The following is a 26,217-nucleotide window of genomic DNA, read 5'->3' as shown; positions in this document are numbered from 1 at the left end:
TACCTGCTGACAATAGATATTGAGATAGAAAATAAATGTACAGTCGAACAATATTTGTTACATAAAAAAAACAAGAGTTTTCACTCCTATTTTTTTAAATAAACTTGGTAACGTAAGGATTCTAAAAAATAGACAACTGGAATCTGAGTGGTCAAATTAGTGGAACGTAGCGAGGAATCTGCATAGGCAACTGGCATAAAGTAGGATAAATTTATATCCGATAGCTGTGATAAAGTGGAAATATCTGTATTTGTCAGACTAACAATCTTAGCATTTCTTTCTTTGAATCCCTGTACCAGAGTTAGAACTTCTTCTGTCTCACCGCTGACACTTAGAGCAATAACCAAAACATCCTCCAAATTAGAATGATGCAATTTCAGAGAATAAAATGGGTTAGTGATAGCAAAGCTAAAAATACCGATTCCAGAAAAAAGATATGAGCCATATTCTGCCAAACTTAGACTAGTACCCACCCCTAAAAAGATAACTTGTTTGGCTTGAACGATCAAGTCTGCTATCTCTGATAGTTGTTTTTTTAAAGCTTCATCTTGAACACTAGTCTGTAAAAATTGTATTGCTGGAATATCAATAGGAAAGTAGTGACGATGTTTATTTTCCTTATCTTCTGACCTTGACAAGACATACTTTAAATCATTGTAGCTATCAAATCCCATCTTTTTCGCAAAACGAATGATGGTTGTTGTCGATAGATTTATAGATGTCGATAGCTCTCTGATAGTCATCGTAGCAACTTTATCTCTATGTTGCAATATAAAATTATACACGCTTAATTCACTATTATTTAGCCCTTTTACTTTATGATAATCAAATAAATTCATAGACACCCTTATGCTTTTGTAGTATATAGTTGTTTCATTAACATTTCAATAATGAAAATAACAGGTACCTGCGTCGTAATATTAAACCCATTTAAAAATAATTGAGGAACATGATAGGTTATGGAGCAATCAGATAGCCTTGACAATGTTGATTCCAATGTATTTGTGATGGCAATAACTGGACAACCTTTTTCCTTTAATTTTTGTACAATTTTCAATGTTTGAGAAGTCTCACCAGATTCGGATAAGGCAATGACACAAGTTTTTTCCATACTGTTTTGTAGCACTGGTTGCCAAGGATCTTCAATACACATACTAAATTTGCCAATATTTGAAAAATAGCGCGCTCCATATCGACCTAAAGTTCCAGAGGAACCAATTCCGACAAAAACAATCTGTTCAACGTTCTTTAAGATTGCCACAGCCTCCATAATCAGCTGCAAAAAAGTATCTTGCTCAGTATAATCAATGAATAACTTCAAAGAATGATTGTCTTGATTGTTTAAAATAATTTGCTCATTTTTTAAATATTCTTTATAAGCAATCTTAAAATGGCTATATCCATCAAATCCTAGATGCTTGCAAAATCGTTGTACGGTTCCAACTGATACATGTGCAAGTTGGGCCAATTCCTTGATTGTCATAGAGGATATATTTTCATTTTCTAAAATAGTTGTATAAATAGCATTTTCTAAGTCGTTAAAACTTGCTACAACCTCATAACTAAACATATAATTCCTTTTTCTATCTCTATTGATTTGCTTACAATGTAACAAAAAACTAATAACCAAAGTGTTCTACACTAAAATAATGGAGAGCATAATGGCTATAAAACCAAGTCAGCATTAAAATCCATTAGAAAACCAGACGAATCAGATTTGTCTAACGAGACATGGTTAAGAGAAAATACTTTAAAACAGTATTGCCTTATGTCCTAGATTATATCATATTTTTGAGCATACTTTGAGTATTGTTAGTTTATTGACTTAAAAGAAACATAACAAGAGCTTATCTCTATTAAATTGTCTCAATTTCAATCGCCCATTCTGGAGATATGTAAGGTGGGGACGTTTCTATTCCCACAAACTCCTTGTCAATGGAAAGAAACACATACCCACAGGGTAAATGTAAATAGAAACTGATAATTTCTAGCTATCACTTCTATTCATTCCAAAAATTTTCTCACTATAATACTCCCCCACGCCAATACAAAAAGCCTTGAAACCAAGGCTTTTCATTATTGCGATTTATCAAAATGTTCTAGGCTTTTACAAGCAAAGCTACACACTCGACATGTGCTGAGAGCTTTCTTCTATACTAATAGACGAAAGGGTGTGAAAATGATTTTTAAATGATACTGTGGAACGGAACAGTAGCCCTAGTATTGACTACTGTCGTTTCTATTCATATTGGCTATTCTAGGACTGAGATGAAAAAATCTATAAATGCTCAGAATAAAATTGAACCCGCAAATCTCCCCAAAACAATGGTGAGTCATGTACTTGTATTATTCCGAAAAAATACACCTCTGGTGCAGTGAGACAAATTGGTGTATCTTATAGTGGCTTCGTAGATGAAAGCTATACTCTACTATCACTCTTTGATGATGTAGAACAAATTGAAAAAGATAATAGACTTCAGACAGCTATTGATGTTGTCAGAGAACAGTTTGGTTTTTTAGCCATACAAAAAGGAACCGTCCTAACTGAAGGTTCCAGAAATATTGAACGCAGTAAACTTATCGGTGGTCATTCCGCGGGTGGATTGGAGGGATTAAAATGAAACAAGAAAAAAATACAGTACAATTTTCAGAAATCCGTAGCAAAGGATGTAATGATATTGAAATGCTTGAAAGATTTTTACATGGAATCGTTGAAACAGCAACTTCAAAACTTCGTCAGAGAAAACTCAAAACAACTGAAATATCGATACGACTAGTACATGCTAAATCTGAAAACCGATTACCATTGGAATTTACATTTAGCATTAAGCCAACAAGCTCATCTGTGATAATCTATACTGAGGTAATCAATCGCTTTAAAGAATGTTACACAGGTGGGGGAATTCAAGGTTTTACGATTCAATTTGATAAAAATACCCTTGCCTCTGCATAGAAAGGATTTGATATGATTGACCGTTCATATTTACCATTTCAATCAGCAAGAGAGTACCAGGATACAAAGATGCAAAAATGGATGGGCTTTTTCCTATCTGAACATGCATCAGCACTCTCTGATGATACAAACAAAGTAACGTACATGTCTGACTTATCACTAGAGAAGAAATTATTACTCCTCAGTCAAGTATACGCCGGGCAGCTACGCACACGCATTCAAGTGATTGAAAAAAACAAGCGTGTTTCCTACACTGGAACAATACCAAGTCTGACCAAAGATTTCATTTTGATAAAAACTACAACAGGTCACATCAATTTGAAATTAAAAGACATTATTAGTATTGAACTTGTCGAGGAGGTGCTCTATGAATCAGCTTGAGTTTCAGCGTAATCACCTACAAATGGACTATTATAGCGAGAGCTACCAAGATTTTGAACGTGACTTCTACCGCTACTCTAACATGAATATTCCATTGACCTTCCTAACTGATGATATCCTAAAAACAATGGCGACTTCACGTAAGAATTACTTTGTCCTCAATAAGGAAAAGTCCAGAGATAACCGCGATCACTTCTTCATATTTGAAGTAAGTACCGTAGATGAGAATCCGCTAATCTATCATTATACATATAAGAAAACTACAATATATTTAGCAGAAAAATAGGAGCAGTTCAATTGACTGTTCCTATTTTTAATATTCATAAAATCTAAAGTCTTTATACTCTTTAACAATGGAGTCGCCAACCAGAACAGACTATACTGACCAGCGACTACCTTAAATTTAATGTTTCAGATTTATTTTCTTATCTCTAATTTCATAAACTACATCTGCTACATTTTCGAGTAATCGTTTATCGTGGGTGATAAACACGATAGTTCCGGTGTACTCCTTCATTAGTATTTCCAAAGCCTCTAAACTTGGTATGTCAAGGAAGTTACTGGGTTCATCCATTATTAGGATGTTATATCTACCCATGAGCATTTTAGCAAGCAACAATTTTATAATTTCTCCACCGCTTAAAACAGATAAACTTTTTCCAATATCGTTCTGTTTGAACCCCATAGATGCTAGCACTGAACGAATTTCTGATATATTGTAGTCACAATCCTTCTGCATAAACTCCATAACATTCTGATTACTGTTGTACTTGTAACCATTCTGTGCAAAGTAACCTATTTTTGCCTTAGGCGAAATAGAAATTCCTTCTTCATGGTTTAAGATCATTTGGATTAAAGTTGTTTTTCCGATTCCATTACCACCAGTTAACGCCACTTTTGCTCCTAACGGAATTTGAAAAGATGCATTTTCAAACAGAGCCTTATCCCCAAATACTTTATTAATTTCTGCACCGACTATAGGGTATGGATTATGGAGCTCCAATGCTTTACTTTGCCTGAAACGAATTCTGCGAATGCCTTCCGGAGCTTCTACTTTTCCTAAGGCCGCAATCCTGTGCTCTAGGGTTTTAGCAGCATTATACATCTTTTTTTCCTTACTTCCTATTGATTTTTGATGAGCTAAACGCCCTCCGTCTTCAGTACTTTTTTTCTTTGAAGAACCTTTTGCCTTCTGTTCTATTTTACGAGCCTGTTTTCGCTTTTCCTCCGCAGCCCTTTCCAATCGGGCACGTTCCGCAATAAATTGTTCGTATTCTGCAGCTTGGCTCTTACGTTCTTCCTCTTTCTGACGAAGATAATCAGAATAGTTTCCCCAATACTCAGTGATTTTGCCATCTTTCAGTTCCCATATTTTATCTACTATTTCATCAAGAAAATAGCGGTCATGGCTAATAACTAACAGTGCACCTGTAAAATATTTTAGCTGTCCTATTAGAAAATCAATTCCTTCACGGTCTAAATGGCTCGTAGGTTCATCCGCTAAAATACCATGAACCTGTGCCGATAAGGCCTGTGCTATTTTAAGCCTTGTTTCTTCACCACCGCTCATAGTCTGTATATTTAATTGCTCAACACCTAGCTTGCCTACAAGTGCAAAATCTTTTTCCTCCTGCAGAGTTACTTCGTCCAACTGGGGAATATAGGCAAGTTCACCCAGACGATTCATTTTACATCCTGGGGGAGTTAATTCTCCTAAAAGTACCCTGAGTAAAGTGCTTTTTCCAGCACCATTTGCTCCTACTAAACCAATACGGTCATAATCATATACTTCTAATTCATTTATATCTAAAACATCGCGTCCTTTGAATTCCACACGAATGTCTTTTGCTTTTAATATTAATTCCATAACATTTCCTCCTGTCTATAATCGCATGCTTTCATTTGCTTGTATGCAGGGAAAACCCTGCGATTTTAGCAGGAAGAGTTACATGAAAATAAGATACATAAATATTCCTCCAATATTGTTTATTTTAAATCTAATTTTCTAACCTCAGTTATCATTTGGCAAACTATAGCAATGCCAATAATTAAAATACCTGATAGTAAAAACCAATGATTTACACCGATTTTATCAGCAAAGAATCCAGAAAGAATTAACCCAATTGGCATAGCAAGTGACATGATACTTCCGATCAAAGAAAATACACGTCCTAAATATTCAGGCTTAATTTTCTCCTGAAAAAGAGCTGTTTGCACACCGCTATAAAATGGCACCGAAAGCCCCATTATTGCACAGCAAACTACGAATATTACAAATCCATTTGGAGGAAGTATTCCCGAAACGGCTAAACTGGTCCCCATTATAAAAAATGAACTTGTTATTAGTAATACATGCTTTTCGAAGCCCCCTAATCTTCCTAATAATAAGCCTCCTGCTAGCATCCCAAATGCAAAGGAAATTTCCGTAATAGAAATATGCACAGGCGTTCCATTAAAGTGTTCCATGCTTATTAAAGGAAATAGTGCATTGATTGGCATATAAACAAAAGTATATAGTGTTCCTAAGAGTAATAAGGCAAACAATCCTTTGTTTTGTCTCAGAACCACAACTCCTTCTTTCATCTCCCTTATGAAATTTGGTTCTAAACTTTGCACTTGATTACCCAGCTTAGGTATACGTACAATTGCTACCGTAATAGATGCAATCACAGCACCCAATACGTCGATGGCAATAATAGCATTTAAATCCCAAACGGAGTATAAGAGTGCTGCAACTGCCGGACTAACAATATAGCTTATAGACTGCAAAGACTGACTATAGCCTGCGCATTTCGTTAGCTGTTCTTCTGGTACTAAAAGTGGTGTAACCGCATTGAGTGCTGGGGTATGAAAAGCTGTTCCAATGCTACGGATAAACAATACTATCATAATCATCCAGACAGGTAGCTCCATACAGAATGCAACAATAGCAAGCACTGCACCAGCTGCTGCGATAATTAAATCGGCACCAATCATTATCTTCTTCCTATCATGACGATCCACTAGCACACCAATGGCAGGTCCCAAAATCGCATAGGGTAAAAAACCTACTAATGAAGCCATAGACAAGACCATCGCAGATCCTGTTTTTTCTGTAAGGTAAAAAATAATCGCCATTTGCAGGATGGCACTAGTGATTAATGATACTGCTTGCCCTGCCCATATTGCATAAAATTTTCGTTTCCAATTGTTGTATTTTTCCATTTATATTATCTCCTGCATATTATTTTGCTTGAATTTCTATTTTGAATAGCATTCTAGGCAATAAAAAATGCAGGCCAAACCCCACAATGTGGCTTTTGGTCTGCATACATACAATTTGGAAACATTCATATTAAAGACATAGTTAAATAAAGGTATAGTTAAATAACCAATATCCTCACCGTAACTAATGAATGCTCAATATCGTATAAATAAGCACAACAAAAAAGCCTATCATCGGGTATAGATTCTGCTTTTTTTATTGCCAGCTTATCTTAAACGCATTGAGGCTGTCATAGTTTCGGTTCCTCCTACATCTTTGTTTATATCAATTTATAGTATAACACAACAAGATGATATGTTCAATATAAAAGTTATGGAATGAGACTCATACTTCCAATTCGATGCCAGATTTAAAGGATATGACGAAGTTTTCTTCATAGACTGTAACGCTCTGGATTATCTTCCTTAGTAGCAAGCGATTAGCTTTCACAAAATCTTCTGTTTGTAGTTTTAAAAATTCATCAGGATTTTCTAACTCAACCTCAAAATATTTCATTTTACATTCCCTCATTTCATTTATTGATAAATTGAGTTTGCAAAAAAGAGTGGACAATTTTTGTCTACTCTTAACCTTTAAAATAGTTTTTTTTAATCGATTTGAAGTTGCCTAAATTATTACTTATTCGGTAAAATGAAGTATTGCTTTCAACAGATTTCCTTCAACTACACTTCACTTGATTCAAACAAGGTGGGTACATTTCTATTCCCACAAACTCCTTGTCAATGGAAACAAACACGTACCCACAGGGTAAATGGAAATAGAAACTGATAATTTCTAGCTATCACTTCTACTCATTCCAAAAATTTTCTCACTCTGATACTTACCCACCATAAAGCAAAAAGCCTTGCAATCAAGGCTTTCATTATCCCTTTCGTTCAAAGGTTTCTAAGCTTTTACGAGCAGAGCGACACACTCAGCGGTTCGCTATCTCCGTTCTGTCTGCGTGCTAGCACTTGTCAATCACGGACAGCTATCGCATGGGCGGAAGTAAATGCTAATCTTCGTCGTTTTACTCCTTGACTAGCAAACTTACCGCCTCAACATGGTGCGTTTGAGGAAACAAATCCACCGGTTGGACTTTCTTCAACTCATATCCCAATTCTTGGTAGAGTTTGATATCACGCGCCATGGTTGCGACATTACAAGAGATATAGGCAATGCGGTCTGCTCCTGTTTGAGCGCTTGCTTTGATAAAGCTCTCAATCAATCCCTTACGTGGAGGATCAACCAAGATAACGGTTGGTTGGATACCTTCCTTGAGCCAGTTCTTCATGGCGTTTTCAGCTGTGTCACAGACATAGTGGGTATTTGTAATATTGTTCAATGCAGCATTCTTCTTGCTATTCTCTACTGCTTCTGGAATCACTTCAACACCGTAGACTTCTTTGACATGCTTGGCAACGGATAATCCAATGGTTCCAATACCAGAATAAGCATCGATCACCACATCATCTTCTCTTAACTCCGCAAAGTCAATAGCTGTTTGATAGAGTTTCTCAGCCATTTCTGTATTGACCTGGTAAAAGGCTGGGCCAGCGATTTGGAAGTCATTTCCCAACATCTGGTCCGTAATATAGTCTTGACCATAAAGAGTCTTCCACTCCTTACCAAAAATCGCATTGGTATTTCGGTCGTTGATATTTTGCATGACAGACACAATCTCTGGGAACTGGTTGATGACTTGTTCAATCAATTGCTCCACTCGGAAAACTTTCGGACGAGTTGTTACTAAAATGACCATGATTTGTCCTGAATAGTGCCCACGTCGCACTACAAGATTTCGAATCAAGCCAGCTTGTTCCTGTTCATCATAGGGTTTCAAATCATAACGACGGAGTAAGTCGCGTAGGGCTACTACAACTTGGTCAATCATTGAATCTTGGATAAAGAAATCTTCGAGTGGCATGAGATCATGGGAATTCTTACGGAAAAAGCCAGTTTCCAAGACGCCATTGACACGACGAACTGGAACTTGCGCCTTATTTCGATACTTGACTGGATTTTCCATACCCAGCGTTTCAGCGATCTCTACATCTGTAATCCCAGCAATCTTGTAGAGACTGTCTTTGACTTGCTTGGTTTTAAACTTGAGCTGCTCTGGGTAGGCAAGATGCCCCAAGTCAGCAATTCCTGAACGTAGATAAGCTAGGTCGAGGTCTTGATTACGATGAGGTGACTGAATAAGGTATTCTTCAACCTTCCCAAAGCCAATCTTTTTATTGACTTTGAGGACACGCATGAGGATTTTCTCAGTTGGTAGAGCATTTTCTACAAAGAAAACCAAACCTTCTATCTTGGCGACTCCAGCCCCTTCATGGGTCAAATCAACAATTTCAACTTCTACAATATCATTTTTCTTTAACATATTTTTCACTTTCTATTGGCCAACAAAAAAAGACGGCAACATTTCTGTTACCATCTATTATATCATGAAATGACCTAAGCACCAAAACTCTTGAAGAAGTTGACAATAGCTTGCCAAAGGGAGCTAAAGAAGTTGCCCCCGTCTTCTAGCGCTTTATTAGCATCAAAGTTAAGGTTGATATTTTTAAAGCTATCTCCAGCTTGAGAGACAATGCTTTGCTTGAGGTCATTTAGGGTTTTAGTGAAATCAGCATTGTTCAAAATGTCGCTCTTTGAGAGGTTGAGGGCAAAATTGATGATGATATTGACCTGGTTTCCTGTTATAACCTGATCAAGTTTGTAGTTTTTTAGCGTGTCTTCAACGATTTTGCGGACATCTTCTTCTGTCAGATTTCCTTTGGCTTCTTTTGCCTTTGCGATTCCTGCCTTGATATCTGCCAAAGCCACATTGAGCTTATTGGCATCGTAGCCTGACTTGTCCTTGTTTTCAGCATTGATATCGGACAAGGCTTTTAGTTCTTCTTGGGCCAAGTCCTTATTGGCTTGCGGTACTTTAGCACCATTGGCCTCTAACGAGTAGTAAATCCCAGCTAGGGCGCTCTCACCTGTAACTGGAATAGGGGCTGTAACTGTGATTTTGGCATGCTCAACTCCCAGCGTCACCGCTGCATTACGGTACATATCCTGCGTCACCTTGGTGATATTTTCAGGCGTTTCAATCTTGACCTCTAGAGGTGATTTGTCACCCAGCTTTTGAATCTTAGCCGACGAATAGAGCTGTAGACTAGCATCATTAGCCACATTCATAATTTTCGAATAGATATCAGGTGTCATAGTTTTGATATCTTTGGTATCTTTTGATGCGTCATAGCCAAGTTTGCTAAGAGTTTGGTTTTTCTGGTCTTCAGATAGAGAAGAACCTAGAACATATTCGGGTTGTACATAGGTTTCATCGATTACTTTTTGAACATCGGTTGCTGCGTGGACACTCGTCATAGCTGTTGCGGCCCACAATACGGCAGCACTTGTTAGAAAGAATTTCTTTCTCATGGGATATTCCCTCCTTTACCTTTCTAGGGTAATAAAACAATCTTAAAGAAAACTTATAGTGAAAAAACACCTGGTCAAACCAGATGTTTAAAAGAAATTAAAGAATTTCATGATATAGAGATTAAAGCGAACCTGTCTCGAGTAGTAATAATTTCCACCGTTTTCATAGAGTTCGGCTCCGTGAAAGATAGAAATAGGGTTGATATAGGTGTAGGTCTTCCCTGTAGTATTACCAAGGATAGGAGCGACCGTTTCTCGGGAGTAACGTTTGGCTAGTGCCAGAGTATTTTCCTTGCCATTCTGAGCGATAAAGTCGATATAGGCAGGTCCAAAATTATAGGCTTGAACGGCGGTCCAGACATCTACTCCTTTGCTCTGTGCCAAATAGAGGTTATCTGTTAGTGTCTGTATCCCTTGGCGAATACTGGAGGCATCGTCTTTGATGGTATTGGTAGCGCCACTAGCAGACTCACTAGACTGCATGACATCCCGCTCTTTTCCCTTCGTTTCCGTATAAATCATGGCGAGCACCAACTCTTCATTGGCTGGAGTATCTCTTTCGCTCAAGATTTCTCGAACCATGGGTTGGTAGGTCATGACTTGTTTAACATCCTGATGGATATGATAAGCTTTGTATCCTGCGAAAAGGAAGACTGCTAGCACAAGCACTCTTCTTATAAATTTAAACATTATTTACTTTGAATATCCTCGATATTTTTGATTAAGATAGAATAGGTTCCATTGTCATTTTGGATAAACTCAACAGACTCCGCATCTTGATAGACGTTATTGGGAACGATGAGTTCAATTCCATTTGACAAGGAAAGTTTTTGATTTTCAAATTTCTTTAATTGACGACTAGCATCAATTTCATCGAACTGGACTGGTTCTGGTACGGCTTCCTTGACTTGGTCGATAAAGCTCAAACGAGCTGTCAGATTGTTATCAAAAAGGTCGTTAGCCAATTTTTCAGGTGACAGTTCATTGCTTTCTTCCAGATTGTTGAAAATCGCTGATTTGACCTTGGATTGAAATTGAAAATCATCTGTGTTAAAGGACTCTGCAATTCTCTGGGCTGTTTTTTCCAGTTCCTTGATGGATTTCTTTGGTGAAATCTTGGGAGCAACAGCTAGGAGATTTTCTGAAAAATAGTTCAAGAAAGCCCCGTTGTACTTGATTCGTTTCTCGATGAGGTGGTACTTGCGACTTTGAAGATTGACCACCAATGCCTCATCAGCCCCCGTTCCAAATCCAGGCAGGTTATTCTGAGTTAGCTTGATTGGATTATCAACTTCTCCACCGAGGTGGGTCAAGGTCTCACGTAGAGCAATTCGCAAGAAAGCGAAATGCTCAACGCCTTCTTTAGAAAATTGTACAAAAATCAAGTCATTGGTCTTGAGATTTTCAGAAATGCTGAACTCCTCTTTCCAGAGATTAGCCAGTGTTACTGATGTCTCCAACAAATCGTCTGTGATGTGATTGAAGAAGGGATTTTCTTCTTCGAAAATCCCAGTCTTTGCTTCATCTGAATACACGCGTTCGATTTTTTTACGTAGGTATTCTTCGATTTTTGGAGTGATATTGAGAAATTTATCCGCTAAGAACAACTCAGTATCGTCTGGGCTGAACTGATGGATAATAGCTTTCTTAATATAAATGTCCATAAAAGTATTAGTCCTCGTATAGTGGGAAGGCATCTGTCAACGCTTTGACTTCACTTCTCACTTCTTCTAAGACAGCTTCATTTTCTGCATTTTTAAGAGTTTTAATGATGAGTTTAGCCACTTTACGGCTTTCTTCTTCACCAAATCCACGTGCAGTGATGGCTGCAGATCCGATACGAATTCCACTTGTCTTGAATGGTGACAAGGTTTCGTATGGGATTGAGTTTTTATTTAGGGTAATATTAACTTCATCCAGCAAGTTTTGAGCAACTTTTCCGTTTTCTACAACCTTAGTCACATCCACTAGGAAGAGGTGATTTTCAGTACCACCAGAAATAATACGGAAATCAGGGTCTTGCAAGAAGACTTCAACCATAGCCTTGCTGTTTTTGATGACATTAGCAGCATATTCTTTAAAAGCTGGATCCAAAACTTCTTTGAAGGAAACCGCCTTAGCCGCCACAACATGCTCCAAAGGACCACCCTGAATACCTGGGAAAATAGCAGAGTTGATTTTCTTAGCTAGGTCCTCATCATTTGTCAAAATCAAACCACCACGCGGTCCACGAAGAGTTTTGTGGGTCGTTGTTGTAGTGATATGAGCGTATGGTACTGGGCTTGGGTGAAGTCCGGCTGCCACCAAACCAGCGATATGGGCCATATCGACCATAAGCTTAGCCCCAACAGCATCTGCGATTTCACGGAATTTTGAGAAGTCGATAATTTGAGAATAGGCTGAAGCACCCGCTACGATTAGTTTTGGTTTTACTTCTTGGGCTTGTTTCAAGATAGCATCAAAGTCCAAGAGTTCCGTTTCAGGATCCACACTGTAAGAAACAAAGTTGTAGGTTTGACCAGAGAAGCTAACTGGAGCTCCGTGGGTCAAGTGTCCACCTGCAGACAAATCCATCCCCATAACGGTATCACCTGGCTCAATCAAGGCCATGTAAGCCGCACAGTTGGCTTGGCTTCCTGAGTGAGGTTGGACATTGGCGAATTTAGCACCGAAAATTTCTTTTGCACGTTCAATAGCTAGAGTTTCTACCACGTCTACTACATCGGTTCCACCATAATAACGGCGTCCTGGGTAACCCTCGGCATATTTGTTTGTCAAGATAGACCCTTGAGCTGCCATAACAGCCTTGGAAACCACGTTTTCCGAAGCAATCAATTCGATATTGTTTTGTTGGCGTTCTTCTTCTTTGGCAATAGCATTCCAGAGATCAGCATCGTAGGCTTTAAAATCGTCTTTGTCAAAAATCATAGGTCTTCTCCTTTATAGTGTGACTGGTCCTTTAGTTTGTTTTTCAATAAGAAAATAAACTAAAAGATGCGAATAAACCGTTTCTGCACTTTATCACAAGTATAACCAACTTTTTCATAAAATGCATGAGCTCCCAGACGATGATCAGCAGAGTTTAAGCGGATAAACCCATAACCCCGTCTTTTTGCTTCTTGATCCAACCCTTGCAGTAAGGTTTTACCGATACCTTGCCCTTGTGCTTGAGGTAAAACTGCTAAGCCTAAGATATTAAAACCTGCTTTGGAATAGAGGGATTCATAAACTTCAGCATGGACATATCCAAGTAGGATATGACTAACTGCATCCTCATAACCAAGTAGGAAATGATGTGAATCCTGAGATAATCTAGCTAGTTGACTAGCTGTGTCCTCTGGACTAAAAGAATAGCCCAAAGCCTCTTGGTTAATCTCACATATAGCATTCACATCTGTTTCTTGCAAATCTCTTAGCATCTCATTCCTCCTCAAAAGAAATCTCTGGCAACTGTGCAAGAATATCTTCTCGCTTAATTGCCCCTTGGCGTAAGATTTTCACCTTGTCTCCAGACAAATCCAAAATCGTCGAATCCTGTCCAGTTAGAAAAGCATCGTCCTCCAGACCCAGAACCTCTTGGTCAAAATCCTCTAGAATTTGAGCAAAGGTCACTCCACTCGCCTGACCCGAGATATTGGCAGACGGCCCAATCAAAGGACCTGTCTCTCGAATCAAATCCAGTGTAATGGGGTGACTCGGCATCCGAAATCCGACAGTTGCAAGACCAGAGTTGACCCAATAGGGAACTCGGTCATTGGCTTCGAGGATAATGGTCAAGGGACCCGGTAAAAAGGCCTCTACAATTTTTTCTAGATAAGTTGGCTGATTCTTTGAAAAGTGCAAGATGTCCTCTAGAGAAGCGACATTAAGATTGAGCGCCTTTTCTCTAGGACGACGTTTAAGTTGGTAAACATGGTCGACAGCTTTTTCATCTAAGGCCTTAGCAAAGAGACCGTAAACTGTCTCGGTAGGTAAAACGACTGCCCCGCCCTTTTCCAACTCTTGTCTAATCCTGTCCATCATCAACTACAACCATCCTATCTTGACCAAATTGGTCCTTGAGTGTTCGTACCCGTTTTTCAGGAAGATGTTTCCTAAAAAGCGCAGGAACACTTTGACCTTGCTTGTATCCAATTTCAAGGTAAATCTTGCCACCATCTGTGAGATAGTCTTTTGCATCTTCCGCAATTCTGCGATAAATAGCTAGGCCATCCTCATCTGCAAAGAGAGCTAGATGAGGCTCTGAATGTAAGACATTCAAACCGACCTCTGACTCATCTTCACGAGAGATATAAGGTGGATTGGATACAATTATATCATATTTTTCAGAAATTTCTGCAAAACAATCAGATTTTTTAAAAAATATATTAAGATTTTGATTTCTAGCATTCTCTGATGCAAGCTCTAAGGCGGCTTGGGAAATATCTGCTGCCGTCACTGACCAATCTGGTCTGTTTTTTGCTAATCCAAGGGCTATGGCGCCACTTCCAGTCCCGATATCTAGGATCTTAAGATTTTCCTCAGGATTTTCTGTGAGGATGAGTTCCACCAACTCTTCTGTCTCTGGACGAGGAATCAAAACCCGCTCATCCACTTTTAACTGCATTCCAAAGAAATCTGTCTGTCCGATGATATACTGAGCTGGTTTATGGGATGCTAACTGCTGGAAAATTTCTTCTACAAAATTTTCTTCCTCTTTTGTCACTTCCTGCTGAAGAGCAAAGACAAAGTCCGTAAAAGAGAGATTTTTTAGGCTACGATAGACAAAAGAGAGGCTTTCAGCTTCCTCTCCTTGTCTAACCAACTCTTCTTCAAAATCTGAAAATAATTGAGCTAATTTCATTATTTGTTTAATTCTTCTAATTTTTGTGTTTGGTCATAAAGAACCAAGGCATCCACAACTTCATCCAATTTACCAGACAAGATGGTATCTAGTTTTTGGAGAGTCAAGCCAATACGGTGGTCTGTGACACGGTTTTGTGGGAAGTTATATGTACGAATACGTTCTGAACGGTCACCAGTACCGATAGTAGACTTACGTTCAGCGTCTTGTTCATCCTGGGCAATTTGTGCAAAGTGGTCAGCAACACGCGCACGGATGATTTTCATGGCCTTCTCACGGTTTTTCTGCTGGGTACGTTCTTCCTGCATCTCAACCTTGATATTGGTTGGCAAGTGAACGATACGCACGGCAGTCGCAACCTTATTGACGTTCTGACCACCAGCACCAGATGCGTGGTAGATATCAACACGAAGGTCTTTTGGATCAATATCGTATTCTACTTCTTCGACTTCAGGCATAACAAGAACTGTGGCAGTTGAAGTGTGGACACGACCTTGGCTTTCTGTCACAGGGACACGTTGCACACGGTGGGCACCTGATTCGTACTTAAGCTTAGAATATACAGATTGACCAGAAACCATAGCAACCACTTCCTTGAAACCACCGACACCATTCATAGAAGCTTCCATGACTTCAAAGCGCCAGCCTTGGGCTTCCGCATACTTTTGGTACATAGTTAGCAAATCTCCGGCGAAAAGTGCCGCTTCGTCACCACCAGCCGCTCCACGAATTTCAAGGATGATGTTCTTGTCATCGTTTGGATCCTTTGGAAGGAGCAAGATTTTCAATTTTTCTTCATACTCTTCTTTTTCAGCCTTGGCATCTTTTAATTCTTGCTTGGCCATTTCTTCCAAGTCCGCATCTCCGCCTGACTCCTTAATCATCTCTTCGGCATCAACGATGTTTTGAAGAACTTGTTTGTACTCACGGTAGGCTGTTACCGTATCACGAGTTGAAGCCTCTTCTTTTGAAAGCTCCATGAATCGCTTGGTGTCTGAAACGACATCAGGGTCACTGAGCAATTCTCCTAATTCTTCATAACGGTCTTCTACAGCTTGTAGTTGATCATAGATGTTCATTTTTTCTCCTTAGTTCTCAATTGTTAGATCATAGATTGCTACTACTTCGTTCTCAAATATTTCCCCAGTTTCTTTAAATCCATAACTGAGGTAACAAGATCTTGCATGTTCATTTTCTGGTTCATAAGACAACCAAAGTTTATTGCCTAAACCTGCTGGCGCTGTCTGAACATAGTCCTGCACTTTATCCATAATTGGTTTAAAATATCCTTGATTTTGAAAATTCTTATCAATCATAAAACGAAATAGTAAATAATTTCCACTACTAATTCCGATCTTTTTATCATAAGCTATCATCACAAAACCTATAATTGCATCATTATCATAAACTGCCAATGGAGCTACAAAATCTCCATTTTTAGTGTAGACATATGCTTCAGCTAAACTAATTGCGTTGGTTGCAATGAATTGCTTTTGATATTCCTTGACATCCAAATTCAAAACATCAAAATAATTTTCCATTGCAACATCTCTTAGTTCAATTGTCATAGTTATGCTCCTTGTTAGATGCTATCATTGGCGCAAAATAATGTTTACGGCAAACCGAGATATAGGTTTCATTGCCACCGATTTGAATTTGTTCGCCATCATAGACTGGCACACCATCGTGCGTACGCAACACCATAGTCGCCTTTTTCTTACAGTACTGACAAATGGTCTTGATTTCGTCAATCTTGTCTGCTAAGAGCAAGAGGTATTTGGAACCTTCGAACAATTCATTGCGAAAGTCATTCTTCAAACCAAAAGCCATGACAGGTATGTCTAACTCATCAACAACACGAGCTAGGTCATAAACATGGTGACGCTTGAGAAACTGGGCCTCATCGACCAACACACAGTAAGGTTTTTCAGGTAAGTCTCGGATATAGCCGAAGATATCTGTCGTTTCCTCAATCGCAATGGCTGGGCGTTTCATGCCGATTCGACTCGACACATAGCCAACACCGTCACGCGTATCCAGAGCCGAAGTCATAATCACAACTCCCTTTCCTTGCTCCTCGTAGTTATAGGCCACCTTGAGAATCTCAATCGTCTTACCAGAGTTCATGGTCCCATAACGATAATACAACTGTGCCATGCTTCTATTTCACGTCCATTTCTAAATTTTTGCTACATTCTAGTATATCATAATTTTCTGAAGCTTTAAACGGCAAAATGTGGTAAAATAGAAGAAATCAAAAACTAGTGGAGGAAGCTATTATGCCATTTGTACGCATCGATTTATTTGAAGGTCGCACGCTCGAGCAAAAGAAAGCTCTTGCTAAGGAAGTAACGGAAGCTGTTGTCCGCAACACTGGAGCCCCTCAATCAGCCGTTCATGTCATCATCAACGACATGCCAGAAGGAACCTACTTCCCTCAAGGGGAAATGCGCACCAAATAATCCAGCTTAAGCAGAATTGCTTAGGCTTTTTCAATCTCCAAGTAGCATCCATTGAAGAAATAGTCTAATTTTGTTACAATTTGAAGAGATGCTTGGATACCTATCCTAAGAAAAGAAATACAAAAGGAAATAGTATGATTACACGTGAATTTGATACCATCGCTGCTATCTCTACTCCACTAGGTGAAGGAGCCATTGGTATTGTCCGCCTGAGCGGAACAGATAGTTTTGCCATTGCGCAAAAGATTTTTAAAGGAAAAGACTTGAGCAAGGTTGCAAGCCATACCCTCAACTACGGTCACATTATTGACCCGCAGACAGGGAAGGTCATGGACGAAGTTATGGTTGGAGCTATGAAGTCTCCAAAGACCTTCACTCGTGAGGATATTATCGAGATTAACACTCACGGTGGGATTGCGGTGACCAATGAGATTCTCCAACTAGCTATCCGTGAAGGAGCTCGATTGGCTGAACCGGGTGAATTTACCAAGCGTGCCTTTCTAAACGGTCGTGTGGACTTGACACAGGCTGAGGCGGTGATGGACATCATCCGTGCCAAGACTGACAAGGCCATGAATATCGCAGTCAAACAATTGGACGGTTCTCTTTCTGACCTCATTAATAATACTCGCCAAGAAATCCTCAATACACTTGCCCAAGTTGAGGTCAATATCGACTATCCTGAGTATGACGATGTTGAGGAAGCTACTACCGCTGTTGTCCGTGAGAAAACTATGGAGTTTGAGCAATTGCTAACCAATCTCCTTAAAACAGCTCGTCGCGGTAAGATACTTCGTGAGGGAATTTCAACTGCCATCATCGGTCGCCCCAACGTTGGTAAATCGAGCCTCCTCAACAATCTCCTTCGTGAGGACAAGGCCATCGTTACAGACATCGCTGGTACTACCCGTGATGTCATCGAAGAATACGTCAACATCAATGGTGTTCCTCTCAAATTGATTGATACAGCTGGTATTCGGGAAACAGATGACATCGTGGAACAAATCGGTGTCGAACGTTCTAGAAAAGCCCTCAAGGAAGCTGACTTGGTACTACTAGTACTAAATGCCAGTGAACCACTGACCGCCCAAGATCGCCAACTCTTAGAAATCAGCCAAGATACCAACCGCATTATTCTACTTAATAAAACGGATCTTCCTGAAGCGATTGAAACTTCAGAACTCCCTGAAGATGTCATCCGTATTTCAGTTCTTAAAAACCAAAACATTGATAAGATCGAAGAGCGTATTAACGATCTCTTCTTTGAAAATGCTGGTTTGGTCGAGCAAGATGCTACTTACTTGTCAAATGCCCGTCATATTTCCTTGATTGAAAAAGCAGTTGAAAGCCTACAAGCTGTTAATGAAGGTCTTGAACTGGGGATGCCAGTTGATTTGCTTCAAGTTGACTTAACCCGTACTTGGGAAATTCTCGGAGAAATTACTGGTGATGCTGCTCCAGATGAACTCATTACCCAACTCTTTAGCCAATTCTGTTTAGGAAAATAAGAAAAATCCATGATCGTTCATTCGGTCATGGATTTTATTGTCTTTATTAGTAATCTGGTCTTAAGACTCCTGTTACGGTTGCCTTAGTTGCTTCATAGTCGCCATCTACGACAACTTTGATAATGCGTTTGGCATCTTCTTCTGGTGCTGGAACTAGAGGTAATCTAGTTGGTCCCGCTTCAAATCCCATGTAGTTCAAAACTGCCTTAACTGGAGCAGGACTTGGATAAGAAAAGAGGGCATTGACTTTAGGAATGAACTTACGTTGAATAGCTGCAGCTTTCTTCATATCGCTTTCTGCAATGGCAGTGAACATCTCGTGCATCTCATCTCCATTTGTATGGGATGCAACAGAGATAACTCCATCTGCACCAAGGTTCATGGCATGGAAAGCATCTCCATCCTCACCAGTATAGACCAAGAACTCTTCTGGTTTATGCTCAATCAAGTAAGCCATATTAGCCAAGCTGGTACATTCCTTGACACCAATGATATTAGGATGGTCAGCCAAGCGAAGCATGGTTTCTGGAGTCAATTCGACAACCACACGCCCTGGAATGTTATAAATGATAATAGGTAAATCTGATGCATCTGCAATCGCTTTAAAGTGCTGATACATTCCTTCTTGAGAAGGTTTGTTGTAGTATGGTACGATCGCAAGACCAGCAGCAAAACCACCAAATTCTGCTACTTCTTTGACAAACTCAATCGAGTCACGTGTATCATTTGTCCCTACACCCGCAATCAAAGGAACGCGTCCATCGACAATCTTTTGTACAGCCGCAAAGAGTTCCAACTCTTCATCGTGGGTCAAGGTTGGACTCTCAGCAGTGGTCCCTGCAAGAAGAATTCCGTCTGTGTGATGGGCCAATAAATGCTCGATCAAGGCTGGAATAGCATCAAAGTTGATGGAACCATCCTCATGGAAAGGGGTAATGAAGGCCGTGATGATTTTACACTCTTTTAAATCTTGATAAGACATGAGAAACACCTCTCTATTTCAAAGAAGGAGTTCATCTGAACTCCTAAATGATATGACTATTTTAATTCAAATTTCAACTCAGCTGTTGGACGAACCAATCCACGTTCGTGAAGTGTTTCTGCAATCTGAACTGAGTTCCAAGCAGCACCTTTGAGAAGGTTATCTGAAACAACCCACATGTGGATACCTTTTTCAGCATCCAAGTCTTTACGGATACGACCAACAAAGGTATCACGTGAACCAACTGCATTGATGGCTTGCGGATAGATTTGATGAGCTACATCATCTTCAAGAACTGCACCTGGGAAGGCTGCGATAGCTGCTTTCACTTCTTCGATTGGGGCCACTTCTTTTGTTTCGATATAAACTGACTCAGAGTGAGCTGACAAGACTGGAATACGAACACAGGTTGCAGACACTGCAATGCTATCATCTTCCATGATTTTCTTCGTTTCCTTGGTCATCTTCATCTCTTCGTAAGTGTAATCATTGTCAGTAAAGACATCGATTTGCGGAAGAGCGTTAAAGGCGATAGGATAGTGTTTCTTGTCACCACCTGAAGGCAAGATTTCCGCATGCAAATCACGTGGATTCACACCATCATTCAAGACTTCACGAAGTTCACGTTGTGTTTCAAGAATCGCTCCCATACCTGCACCAGAGACTGCTTGGTAAGTTGAAACGATGATACGATCCAAGCCCCATTTTTGACGGACAGGTTCAAGAGCCACCATCATTTGAATTGTTGAACAGTTAGGGCAGGCAATGATTCCGTTGTGGGCATCCAAGGCATGAGCATTTACTTCTGGGACCACCAAGGGTACATCTGGATTTTGACGGAAGTAAGATGTATTATCAACCACTACTGCACCAGCCTTAACTGCGTAGGGAGCATACTTGGCAGATGTCGAACCACCAGCTGAGAAGAGTGCAATATCAACACCCTCAAAAGCTGTCTCAGTCGTTTCTTCAATCGTAATATCTTGGTCTTTAAATTTCAAAGTTTTGCCTGCTGAACGTGCAGAAGCAAGGTAACGAATTTTATCGATTGGAAGTGTTGATTCTTCCAACATTTTTATCATCTGAGCTCCGACAGCACCTGTCGCGCCGACTACAGCAACTGTATATCCCATAAATAACCTCTTTCGGAATTTTCTAAAAATTTCTATAATAGATGTATTATACTACTTTTTCCAAAAATTGAAAAGCATTTTTAGACTATATTTTCTGAAAACTAAAAATCCCTAGTCATTGACCAGGGACTAAGAGGCATCTTCATGTGATGAGCAGGTTCACACAACTCATCAAGGTCCGCTCCTGCGTTATGACCTCCTTATGCTCAATAGCAGTCCGAAGACTACCTATCGACTCATCGCATCTACTATTCTACTAGATAGAGTCACTTTTGTCAACATCCAAAACTCTTGGGCTTCATTTATACAGGTGCATAAGAAATATCTTTGAAAAATTTGGGGCAGACATAACAATAACCCTTGTAAATAAGGGTTTTTTCTATCTATTTAATGCTAATTGCCGGGATTGAACCGGCGACCTCATCCTTACCATGGATGCGCTCTGCCAACTGAGCTAAATCAGCTTACCTAAAAAGTATACTATAGTTCCTAGTTCTTGTCAAGCGCTCTCTTTTAATTTTCTGGAATGAAAAAAGCTAGACCTGGCAAGAATCTAGCTTATAAACTTCTTATTTTGTTAGATCAATTCGCTGTCCCAGTTTTCCGATTAGGATTGCACCAACGATAAGCGATGCAAACTCTCCAATCCCTGTAGAAAACCAAGTAAAGAAGAATGGAGCTTCTGTCAAGATATGAAGTTCAGCTGCAATGGTAATCATTGAAATGGAGAAGAGGATTGAAAAGAAGAAATGGTCTTTTCGAATCAATCCGTTAAAGAGGTAATCTTTGCTGTATTTTGCAAAGAGCCATACCCCTAGACTAAGGAAAACTAAGGTAGAACCTCCACCGACAAAGACATCAATCATACCAAAAGTACTAAATAAATTAGCAATCATGCAACCAATCGTCACACCGATGATGTATTTAGGGTTGTAAAATGCCAAGAAATTCAACATTTCTGAAATACGGAACTGATACGCCCCAAAACTAAGAACATTGATTGGTGGCGTAATAGTCAAGACCACATAAATAGCAGCAACAATAGCGATGTTTGCCATGTCACGAACAGTTAATTTTTTCATGTTTTCTCCTTTAGCAGTTTCCCGCGTAAAATATGCTTGGTGAAAGAAGCTAAGCACCAAGGGTTGAGATTATCAACCTTACTAGTATAGCACATTAGCTAGCATTATGCTATACTAAAATCATGAAAAAACGAATAAAAGCTTTCTTTGATAACGAGATTCTCTCCTACCTATTTTTTGGTGGTGCTACTACTCTGGTTTCTATTGTATCACGTTTGGTTATTTACCATATCAGCCACCAGGAAATCCTCGCAACTGCCCTCGCAAATATTATCGGGATTCTCTTTGCCTTTCTCACAAATGATACAATCGTCTTTAAACAAGAGAGAAGGAATTGGCCAACCCGCCTGGCTAAGTTTTTCTTAGCTCGTCTTTCTACTCTTGGTCTTGACGTTCTTTTAACTTATATCTTTGTTACAACTTTCCCTGATATTATTGGCCAGTTTGTCGAATTTAATATAGATAGGGTTAATACGATTGAAACTATTCTAGCACAAATCTTGATCATCATTTTAAACTATATTTTCAGTAAAATCTATATTTTTAAAGGGGGCAACTGACCACTTTGAGCGTTCAAGTTGCTTTTTGTCACAATTTAGGATATAATAAATCAGAAAATTAGGAAAGGAATTTATGAAAATGTTAAAGGATCTTAAAGCATTTTTGCTTCGTGGTAATGTTGTTGACCTTGCTGTCGGTGTGATCATTGCCTCTGCATTTGGTGCTATCGTTACTTCATTTGTTAACGATATCATCACTCCACTTCTATTGAACCCAGCTTTGGAAGCTGCGAAAGTACAAAACATCGCTGAGCTTGCATGGAATGGTGTTACATATGGTAAATTCTTAAGCGCTGTTATCAACTTCCTTGTTGTGGGTACAGTTCTCTTCTTCGTTATCAAAGGTATTGAAAAAGCTCAAAACCTTCGTAAGAAAGAGGAAGTGGTTGAGGAAGCACCTGCTGCTCCAACTGAACTTGAAGTTCTTCAAGAAATCAAAGCTCTTCTTGAGAAAAAATAAAACAGATAAAGGATCTAGCTTAAAGCTAAATCCTTTTTTCTTTACTCTTTTGGTAATTTCCCAGCCTTTTCGAGCATTTTCTTAATTAAGTACGGCATCTTCACATTTTCACGGCCTTTTTTCTCAATGAGCTTTTTGACAAATTCTGGCATCTGAAGGTCGTCTGTCTCCTCCATGATGTCCTTAGTAGTTGCCGAAGGAGCTAACTCATCAAAAGTTTCTTCTTCTGGGAGAAAAGCTTTAAATTCTTTGTCTTCATTCGCTCTTACAGTAGCAACTAATGCGTCAATTAAACGGCTATCCGTATTGGGCATAGGTGGACGATGGTAGGTGACATCTAATTCTTGACACAACTCATAACATTCTACATCGTTGTCAAACAGGACTTCGATGTGCTCACTGATAAAACTAATCGGGACAAAAATATAATGCTCGGGATGTTGCTTTTGTTCTCGTAAATATTCTAAAACATCTGGCTTGATCCAAGGGATTCCAATATCGCTTTCGCTCTGCCAAGTATTGGTATAGTGGTCTGTCATTAGGCCGAGTTGTTCAGCGATTAGCTTGCTATTATCGAAAATCTGATCGATATATGGATCTCCATAGTCCAAGGCAAAAATGGGAACACTGTGGGCTGAAAAGATTACCTTGAAAGATTCTTCTCCCACATGGTTTCGTAAAATTTTTCTAATCTCATCTGTCCAAAAGTCCAACAAAGGCTGCTGTTGATACCAGTCCTTAATGACTAAAAATCGGATCTGCTGGCTTTCCAGAAACTTTTCATACCCCATGACTGAGTAAAAAGAATAATGAGGTTCCAAAATCAAGCAGATACATTCTTCAACACCATCAGCTTCCATCTGCTTGATCACGTCTGGAATAAAGGGACGAGAAAATTTGTTGGCAAAGTAGATACCGTACTCCTCGCCTAAACGTTCCTTGACTAAATCAACCTCCTCACGTGTAATCCGCTGCAAGGGTGTCCCGCCGATAAGGACATAGTTGTCATAGAGAGTCTGGATCTCGTGGTCTTGGGGTCTAACTCCACGACGAATGTTTGTAAAAAATTCTGCTACTCCTTCAAAACTAATCTCCTCTGGAGATCCAAAGGTCATCATTAATATTGCTTTTTTCATGTTATCATCCTTATGATATTATTTTCACTATCCATTCTATCACGAAAGACAAAAATAGTAAACGCTTCCGACGTCTACTATTTCTTTTGTTCTTTTGTCTTTCTATCTCGCCTTATGATTAGGATGATAACGACAAGGAGTAAAATAACGATAATCAGGAGAAGAAAGGCAAGGATATAAATCCAATGCGTTGGAATCCCTTGGTCAAAATAGCGTGTTCCTACTGCTTCCCCACTTTTATCCTGGGCTGCTTTTACTGGTGCATCCGTTATTTTAGCTAAGAGGATATGTCGTCCGTTGGTAATATTAAGGAAACAGGTGCTTAATAAGACAATCTTGTCCGTTGAGGTCAAGGAAACATCTCGCTTGTACTTGGCTTTACTTAGCAAATACTGATAGTAAGCCTGGTGTTCCTCATCGTTGGAACTCAAGGTTCGATAAATCTCCGTGTCATAGGCATCTACTTCTAAAATCCCAAATATCTCAAGACCACGTTCTCGACCATTATAGTAGATAGAGCCATAGCGATGCTTTTCAAAAAAATCCTGATCCGCAAATTTTTGAATCTCCCCAAACATAGCTCCAGAAGCCATGGAGTGACCATAAATGATGGTGTTAAAGTCGGTAAAGTTGGGATTAAAACGATAGTCTAGGAATATAGAACCTGACACAGTATAATCACCAAAAGCATTGCGGTCAAGGTATTTGACATTGTCCTGACTCTGCAAGAGGGGATAGTCTACCTTGGTCCCATCAAGGCTAATCCAACCACAAACATCCTTGTTGAGATGCTGCAAGGTTTCAAAGCCCGTACTGCTGGCATCCTTTTCAATGGGATTATAATGATCATAGTCACTTGCAAGGACTCTATCAGCTGTAAAAAGACAGAAAAAAGCTAGAAAGAGGGATAGAATGACCTTTATAACTTTGCGACTCGTACTTGTTTTCATATTTCCTTCTTTCTCCTTTCTAGCCTTGAAAATAAAAGAGCAAGAGAGGCTGTCCCTTTCTCTTTTATTGGTAGTTTAGTCAGTAATGGTATCTGCCCCTTCTTCCTTTGCTTCTCTTCTACGACGCAAGATCAAGTAGAGGATGATGAGCAAGAAGATTAATAGCAAGAGCAAGATAAATAAGATGATATACCATATCCACAAAGGAATCGATGAGAGAAATCGTCCGAGCGACGAATCATCAAAGACGCTGTAAGGAAATGGTTTTGATTTTTTCGTATGGAAGGTGTTCTTTGGAACTGTATCCGTAATCTTGGCAACTACGATATGTCTCCCATTTGTTACGTCTAGGAAACAGGTACTGAGAAGAATGATATGGTCATTTGGCCCCAGTGTAATGTCTCGTTTGTGGATGGCAACCGAGAGTAAGTGATCGATATATTCTTGGCGCCGATCATCCCCATTAATACCTGGATCGTAGATGTTAAAGTCATAGGCGTCTACCTCGAGCATCTCAAAGATCTCAAGACCTTTTTCAACACCATTATAGTAAATACTGCCGTAGCGATGCTGGTCAAAAAATTCCTTATCAGAAAACTTTGCTACATCTCCAAACATAACCCCATTTTCTACATGGTGACCGTAGATGATGGTATTAAAGTCTTCGAACTTGGATTCATTTCGAGCCTCAAGGAAAATAGCCCCTGTAGCTGCAAATTCTCCCTTGGAATCCTTGTTCAGGTATTTTTCATTGTCTTTAGCTTGGACTAAGGGATAGTCAATATTGGTGCCATAGACATTGATCCAACCAAGAACCTCTGGGTTGACTTGCTGTAGCTTGTGAAAGCCAGAAAAACTAGCAAGCTCATCTTTCTCACTGGTACTAACAGGTCTATAAGCCTCATACTCACTTGATGAAGCCTGAGAATAGACCTGATTGGCATCCCAAAGGGCGTAGAAACCAAAGAGAAAGACTAAGGCCGCCAAGAGGAGCAAGATATGATTCATCAATGCATCTACAGCAAGGACCAGACGCCTAGACAAACTCCTTTTTGGTTTCTCACGCTTGATTTTCATAATTCAAACCA

Annotated in this window: 30 protein-coding genes, 1 tRNA gene and 1 riboswitch; of the genes, 8 read left to right on the top strand and 23 right to left on the bottom strand. The window is 39.5% G+C overall.

Translation table 11 applies throughout. From position 1 onward, the window contains the following. Window positions 1-86: 86 nt before the first annotated feature. Window positions 87-839, bottom strand: a complete 753-nt coding sequence (locus D8844_RS02810) for a MurR/RpiR family transcriptional regulator (protein ID WP_049518645.1) — start codon at window positions 837-839, stop codon at window positions 87-89. 8 nt (window positions 840-847) lie between these two features. Next, window positions 848-1,570 carry a MurR/RpiR family transcriptional regulator gene (locus D8844_RS02805; protein ID WP_049518643.1) on the bottom strand — a complete coding sequence of 241 codons (723 nt, stop codon included), beginning with the start codon at window positions 1,568-1,570 and terminating at the stop codon, window positions 848-850. An 805-nt stretch (window positions 1,571-2,375) separates the two neighbouring features. Here D8844_RS02805 and D8844_RS02795 point away from each other — a divergent pair. Genes D8844_RS02795 through D8844_RS02780 form a run of 4 tightly spaced genes read left to right on the top strand, consistent with a single transcriptional unit; the run spans window position 2,376 to window position 3,620 of the window. Beyond that, on the top strand, window positions 2,376-2,621 hold the full coding sequence (locus D8844_RS02795) for a hypothetical protein (protein WP_001813542.1): 246 nt from the start codon (window positions 2,376-2,378) through the stop codon (window positions 2,619-2,621). Continuing rightward, window positions 2,618-2,953, top strand: a complete 336-nt coding sequence (locus D8844_RS02790) for a DinB/UmuC family translesion DNA polymerase (protein WP_000806926.1) — start codon at window positions 2,618-2,620, stop codon at window positions 2,951-2,953. The genes D8844_RS02795 and D8844_RS02790 overlap by 4 nt, the downstream gene beginning before the upstream one ends. A 12-nt stretch (window positions 2,954-2,965) precedes the next feature. Further along, entirely contained in the window at window positions 2,966-3,334 is a 369-nt protein-coding gene (locus D8844_RS02785) for a hypothetical protein (protein WP_000567222.1), read from the top strand. Continuing rightward, the gene (locus D8844_RS02780; RefSeq protein WP_001072467.1) at window positions 3,321-3,620 is read left to right on the top strand and encodes a DUF5960 family protein; all 300 of its coding nucleotides are present in this window, start codon (window positions 3,321-3,323) and stop codon (window positions 3,618-3,620) included. The genes D8844_RS02785 and D8844_RS02780 overlap by 14 nt, the downstream gene beginning before the upstream one ends. 117 nt (window positions 3,621-3,737) lie before the next feature. Here D8844_RS02780 and msr(D) read toward each other — a convergent pair whose 3' ends face one another. From msr(D) to D8844_RS02710, 14 genes are all read right to left on the bottom strand, one after another. Further along, a complete protein-coding gene (gene msr(D), locus D8844_RS02775; RefSeq protein ID WP_000420313.1) occupies window positions 3,738-5,201 on the bottom strand; it encodes an ABC-F type ribosomal protection protein Msr(D) in 1,464 nt (487 codons plus the stop codon). A 119-nt stretch (window positions 5,202-5,320) separates the two neighbouring features. After that, window positions 5,321-6,538 carry a macrolide efflux MFS transporter Mef(A) gene (gene mef(A) / locus D8844_RS02770; protein ID WP_000417519.1) on the bottom strand — a complete coding sequence of 406 codons (1,218 nt, stop codon included), beginning with the start codon at window positions 6,536-6,538 and terminating at the stop codon, window positions 5,321-5,323. Between the two features lie 385 nt (window positions 6,539-6,923). Beyond that, the gene (locus tag D8844_RS02765; protein ID WP_000873143.1) at window positions 6,924-7,094 is read right to left on the bottom strand and encodes a hypothetical protein; all 171 of its coding nucleotides are present in this window, start codon (window positions 7,092-7,094) and stop codon (window positions 6,924-6,926) included. A gap of 514 nt (window positions 7,095-7,608) precedes the next feature. Next, complete coding sequence (rlmD, locus tag D8844_RS02760) at window positions 7,609-8,964, bottom strand: 23S rRNA (uracil(1939)-C(5))-methyltransferase RlmD (protein WP_125421725.1); 1,356 nt, start codon at window positions 8,962-8,964, stop codon at window positions 7,609-7,611. A 74-nt stretch (window positions 8,965-9,038) separates the two neighbouring features. Further along, entirely contained in the window at window positions 9,039-10,013 is a 975-nt protein-coding gene (locus D8844_RS02755; RefSeq protein WP_125421722.1) for a DUF1002 domain-containing protein, read from the bottom strand. Between the two features lie 87 nt (window positions 10,014-10,100). Continuing rightward, on the bottom strand, window positions 10,101-10,703 hold the full coding sequence (locus D8844_RS02750) for a lysozyme family protein (RefSeq protein WP_002893258.1): 603 nt from the start codon (window positions 10,701-10,703) through the stop codon (window positions 10,101-10,103). Next, window positions 10,703-11,677: a nucleoid-associated protein gene (locus D8844_RS02745; RefSeq protein ID WP_050224330.1), complete on the bottom strand. Its 975-nt coding sequence runs from the start codon at window positions 11,675-11,677 to the stop codon at window positions 10,703-10,705. The genes D8844_RS02750 and D8844_RS02745 overlap by 1 nt, the downstream gene beginning before the upstream one ends. 7 nt (window positions 11,678-11,684) lie before the next feature. After that, window positions 11,685-12,941 carry a serine hydroxymethyltransferase gene (gene glyA / locus D8844_RS02740; RefSeq protein ID WP_125421719.1) on the bottom strand — a complete coding sequence of 419 codons (1,257 nt, stop codon included), beginning with the start codon at window positions 12,939-12,941 and terminating at the stop codon, window positions 11,685-11,687. 59 nt (window positions 12,942-13,000) lie between these two features. Further along, the gene (locus D8844_RS02735; protein ID WP_125421716.1) at window positions 13,001-13,432 is read right to left on the bottom strand and encodes a GNAT family N-acetyltransferase; all 432 of its coding nucleotides are present in this window, start codon (window positions 13,430-13,432) and stop codon (window positions 13,001-13,003) included. A gap of 1 nt (window position 13,433) precedes the next feature. Continuing rightward, on the bottom strand, window positions 13,434-14,036 hold the full coding sequence (locus D8844_RS02730; protein ID WP_125421713.1) for an L-threonylcarbamoyladenylate synthase: 603 nt from the start codon (window positions 14,034-14,036) through the stop codon (window positions 13,434-13,436). Continuing rightward, window positions 14,020-14,856, bottom strand: coding sequence for a peptide chain release factor N(5)-glutamine methyltransferase (prmC, locus tag D8844_RS02725; RefSeq protein WP_125421710.1), 837 nt, complete (start codon window positions 14,854-14,856; stop codon window positions 14,020-14,022). The genes D8844_RS02730 and prmC overlap by 17 nt, the downstream gene beginning before the upstream one ends. Beyond that, window positions 14,856-15,935, bottom strand: coding sequence for a peptide chain release factor 1 (prfA, locus tag D8844_RS02720; RefSeq protein WP_001028815.1), 1,080 nt, complete (start codon window positions 15,933-15,935; stop codon window positions 14,856-14,858). Before prfA ends, prmC begins: the two co-directional genes overlap by 1 nt. Before the next feature lie 9 nt (window positions 15,936-15,944). Further along, entirely contained in the window at window positions 15,945-16,424 is a 480-nt protein-coding gene (locus D8844_RS02715; RefSeq protein ID WP_049484423.1) for a GNAT family N-acetyltransferase, read from the bottom strand. Further along, window positions 16,414-17,013, bottom strand: a complete 600-nt coding sequence (locus tag D8844_RS02710; RefSeq protein ID WP_049484422.1) for a thymidine kinase — start codon at window positions 17,011-17,013, stop codon at window positions 16,414-16,416. Before D8844_RS02710 ends, D8844_RS02715 begins: the two co-directional genes overlap by 11 nt. Window positions 17,014-17,135: 122 nt before the next feature. On the opposite strand from D8844_RS02710, the gene D8844_RS02705 reads away from it, so the two are divergent. Beyond that, the gene (locus D8844_RS02705; RefSeq protein ID WP_001117401.1) at window positions 17,136-17,318 is read left to right on the top strand and encodes a 4-oxalocrotonate tautomerase; all 183 of its coding nucleotides are present in this window, start codon (window positions 17,136-17,138) and stop codon (window positions 17,316-17,318) included. A 134-nt stretch (window positions 17,319-17,452) separates the two neighbouring features. After that, complete coding sequence (gene mnmE, locus D8844_RS02700) at window positions 17,453-18,826, top strand: tRNA uridine-5-carboxymethylaminomethyl(34) synthesis GTPase MnmE (protein WP_125421707.1); 1,374 nt, start codon at window positions 17,453-17,455, stop codon at window positions 18,824-18,826. 46 nt (window positions 18,827-18,872) lie between these two features. On the opposite strand, the gene dapA is transcribed toward mnmE, so the two are convergent. From dapA to D8844_RS02680, 4 genes are all read right to left on the bottom strand, one after another. Beyond that, window positions 18,873-19,808: a 4-hydroxy-tetrahydrodipicolinate synthase gene (dapA, locus tag D8844_RS02695; protein ID WP_125421704.1), complete on the bottom strand. Its 936-nt coding sequence runs from the start codon at window positions 19,806-19,808 to the stop codon at window positions 18,873-18,875. Window positions 19,809-19,864: 56 nt separating this feature from the next. Then, window positions 19,865-20,941, bottom strand: a complete 1,077-nt coding sequence (locus tag D8844_RS02690; protein ID WP_049489680.1) for an aspartate-semialdehyde dehydrogenase — start codon at window positions 20,939-20,941, stop codon at window positions 19,865-19,867. 391 nt (window positions 20,942-21,332) lie between these two features. Then, window positions 21,333-21,405, bottom strand: a tRNA-Thr gene (locus D8844_RS02685). Between the two features lie 105 nt (window positions 21,406-21,510). Beyond that, window positions 21,511-22,023 carry a QueT transporter family protein gene (locus D8844_RS02680; RefSeq protein ID WP_000737312.1) on the bottom strand — a complete coding sequence of 171 codons (513 nt, stop codon included), beginning with the start codon at window positions 22,021-22,023 and terminating at the stop codon, window positions 21,511-21,513. Beyond that, window positions 22,021-22,117, bottom strand: a riboswitch (PreQ1 riboswitch). Its footprint overlaps the gene before it by 3 nt. A 28-nt stretch (window positions 22,118-22,145) precedes the next feature. On the opposite strand from D8844_RS02680, the gene D8844_RS02675 reads away from it, so the two are divergent. Together D8844_RS02675 and mscL are read left to right on the top strand one after the other, a co-directional pair. After that, window positions 22,146-22,583 (top strand): GtrA family protein, encoded by a 438-nt coding sequence (locus D8844_RS02675; protein WP_125421701.1) that lies wholly within the window; start codon window positions 22,146-22,148, stop codon window positions 22,581-22,583. 79 nt (window positions 22,584-22,662) lie between these two features. Further along, window positions 22,663-23,043 carry a large conductance mechanosensitive channel protein MscL gene (mscL, locus tag D8844_RS02670; protein ID WP_025170998.1) on the top strand — a complete coding sequence of 127 codons (381 nt, stop codon included), beginning with the start codon at window positions 22,663-22,665 and terminating at the stop codon, window positions 23,041-23,043. 41 nt (window positions 23,044-23,084) lie between these two features. Here mscL and hemH read toward each other — a convergent pair whose 3' ends face one another. The 3 genes from hemH to srtG1 form a co-directional block, all read right to left on the bottom strand. Beyond that, window positions 23,085-24,179, bottom strand: coding sequence for a ferrochelatase (hemH, locus tag D8844_RS02665; protein WP_002882395.1), 1,095 nt, complete (start codon window positions 24,177-24,179; stop codon window positions 23,085-23,087). Window positions 24,180-24,256: 77 nt separating this feature from the next. Beyond that, a complete protein-coding gene (srtG2, locus tag D8844_RS02660) occupies window positions 24,257-25,129 on the bottom strand; it encodes a PI-2 pilus system class B sortase SrtG2 (protein ID WP_125421698.1) in 873 nt (290 codons plus the stop codon). A gap of 75 nt (window positions 25,130-25,204) precedes the next feature. Then, complete coding sequence (srtG1, locus tag D8844_RS02655; protein WP_000695087.1) at window positions 25,205-26,206, bottom strand: PI-2 pilus system class B sortase SrtG1; 1,002 nt, start codon at window positions 26,204-26,206, stop codon at window positions 25,205-25,207. Between the last annotated feature and the right edge of the window lie 11 nt (window positions 26,207-26,217).

It is taken from the genome of Streptococcus oralis (assembly GCF_003942875.1).
Lineage (GTDB): Bacteria > Bacillota > Bacilli > Lactobacillales > Streptococcaceae > Streptococcus > Streptococcus oralis_BX.
This window is presented reverse-complemented; position numbering and strand designations above follow the sequence as displayed.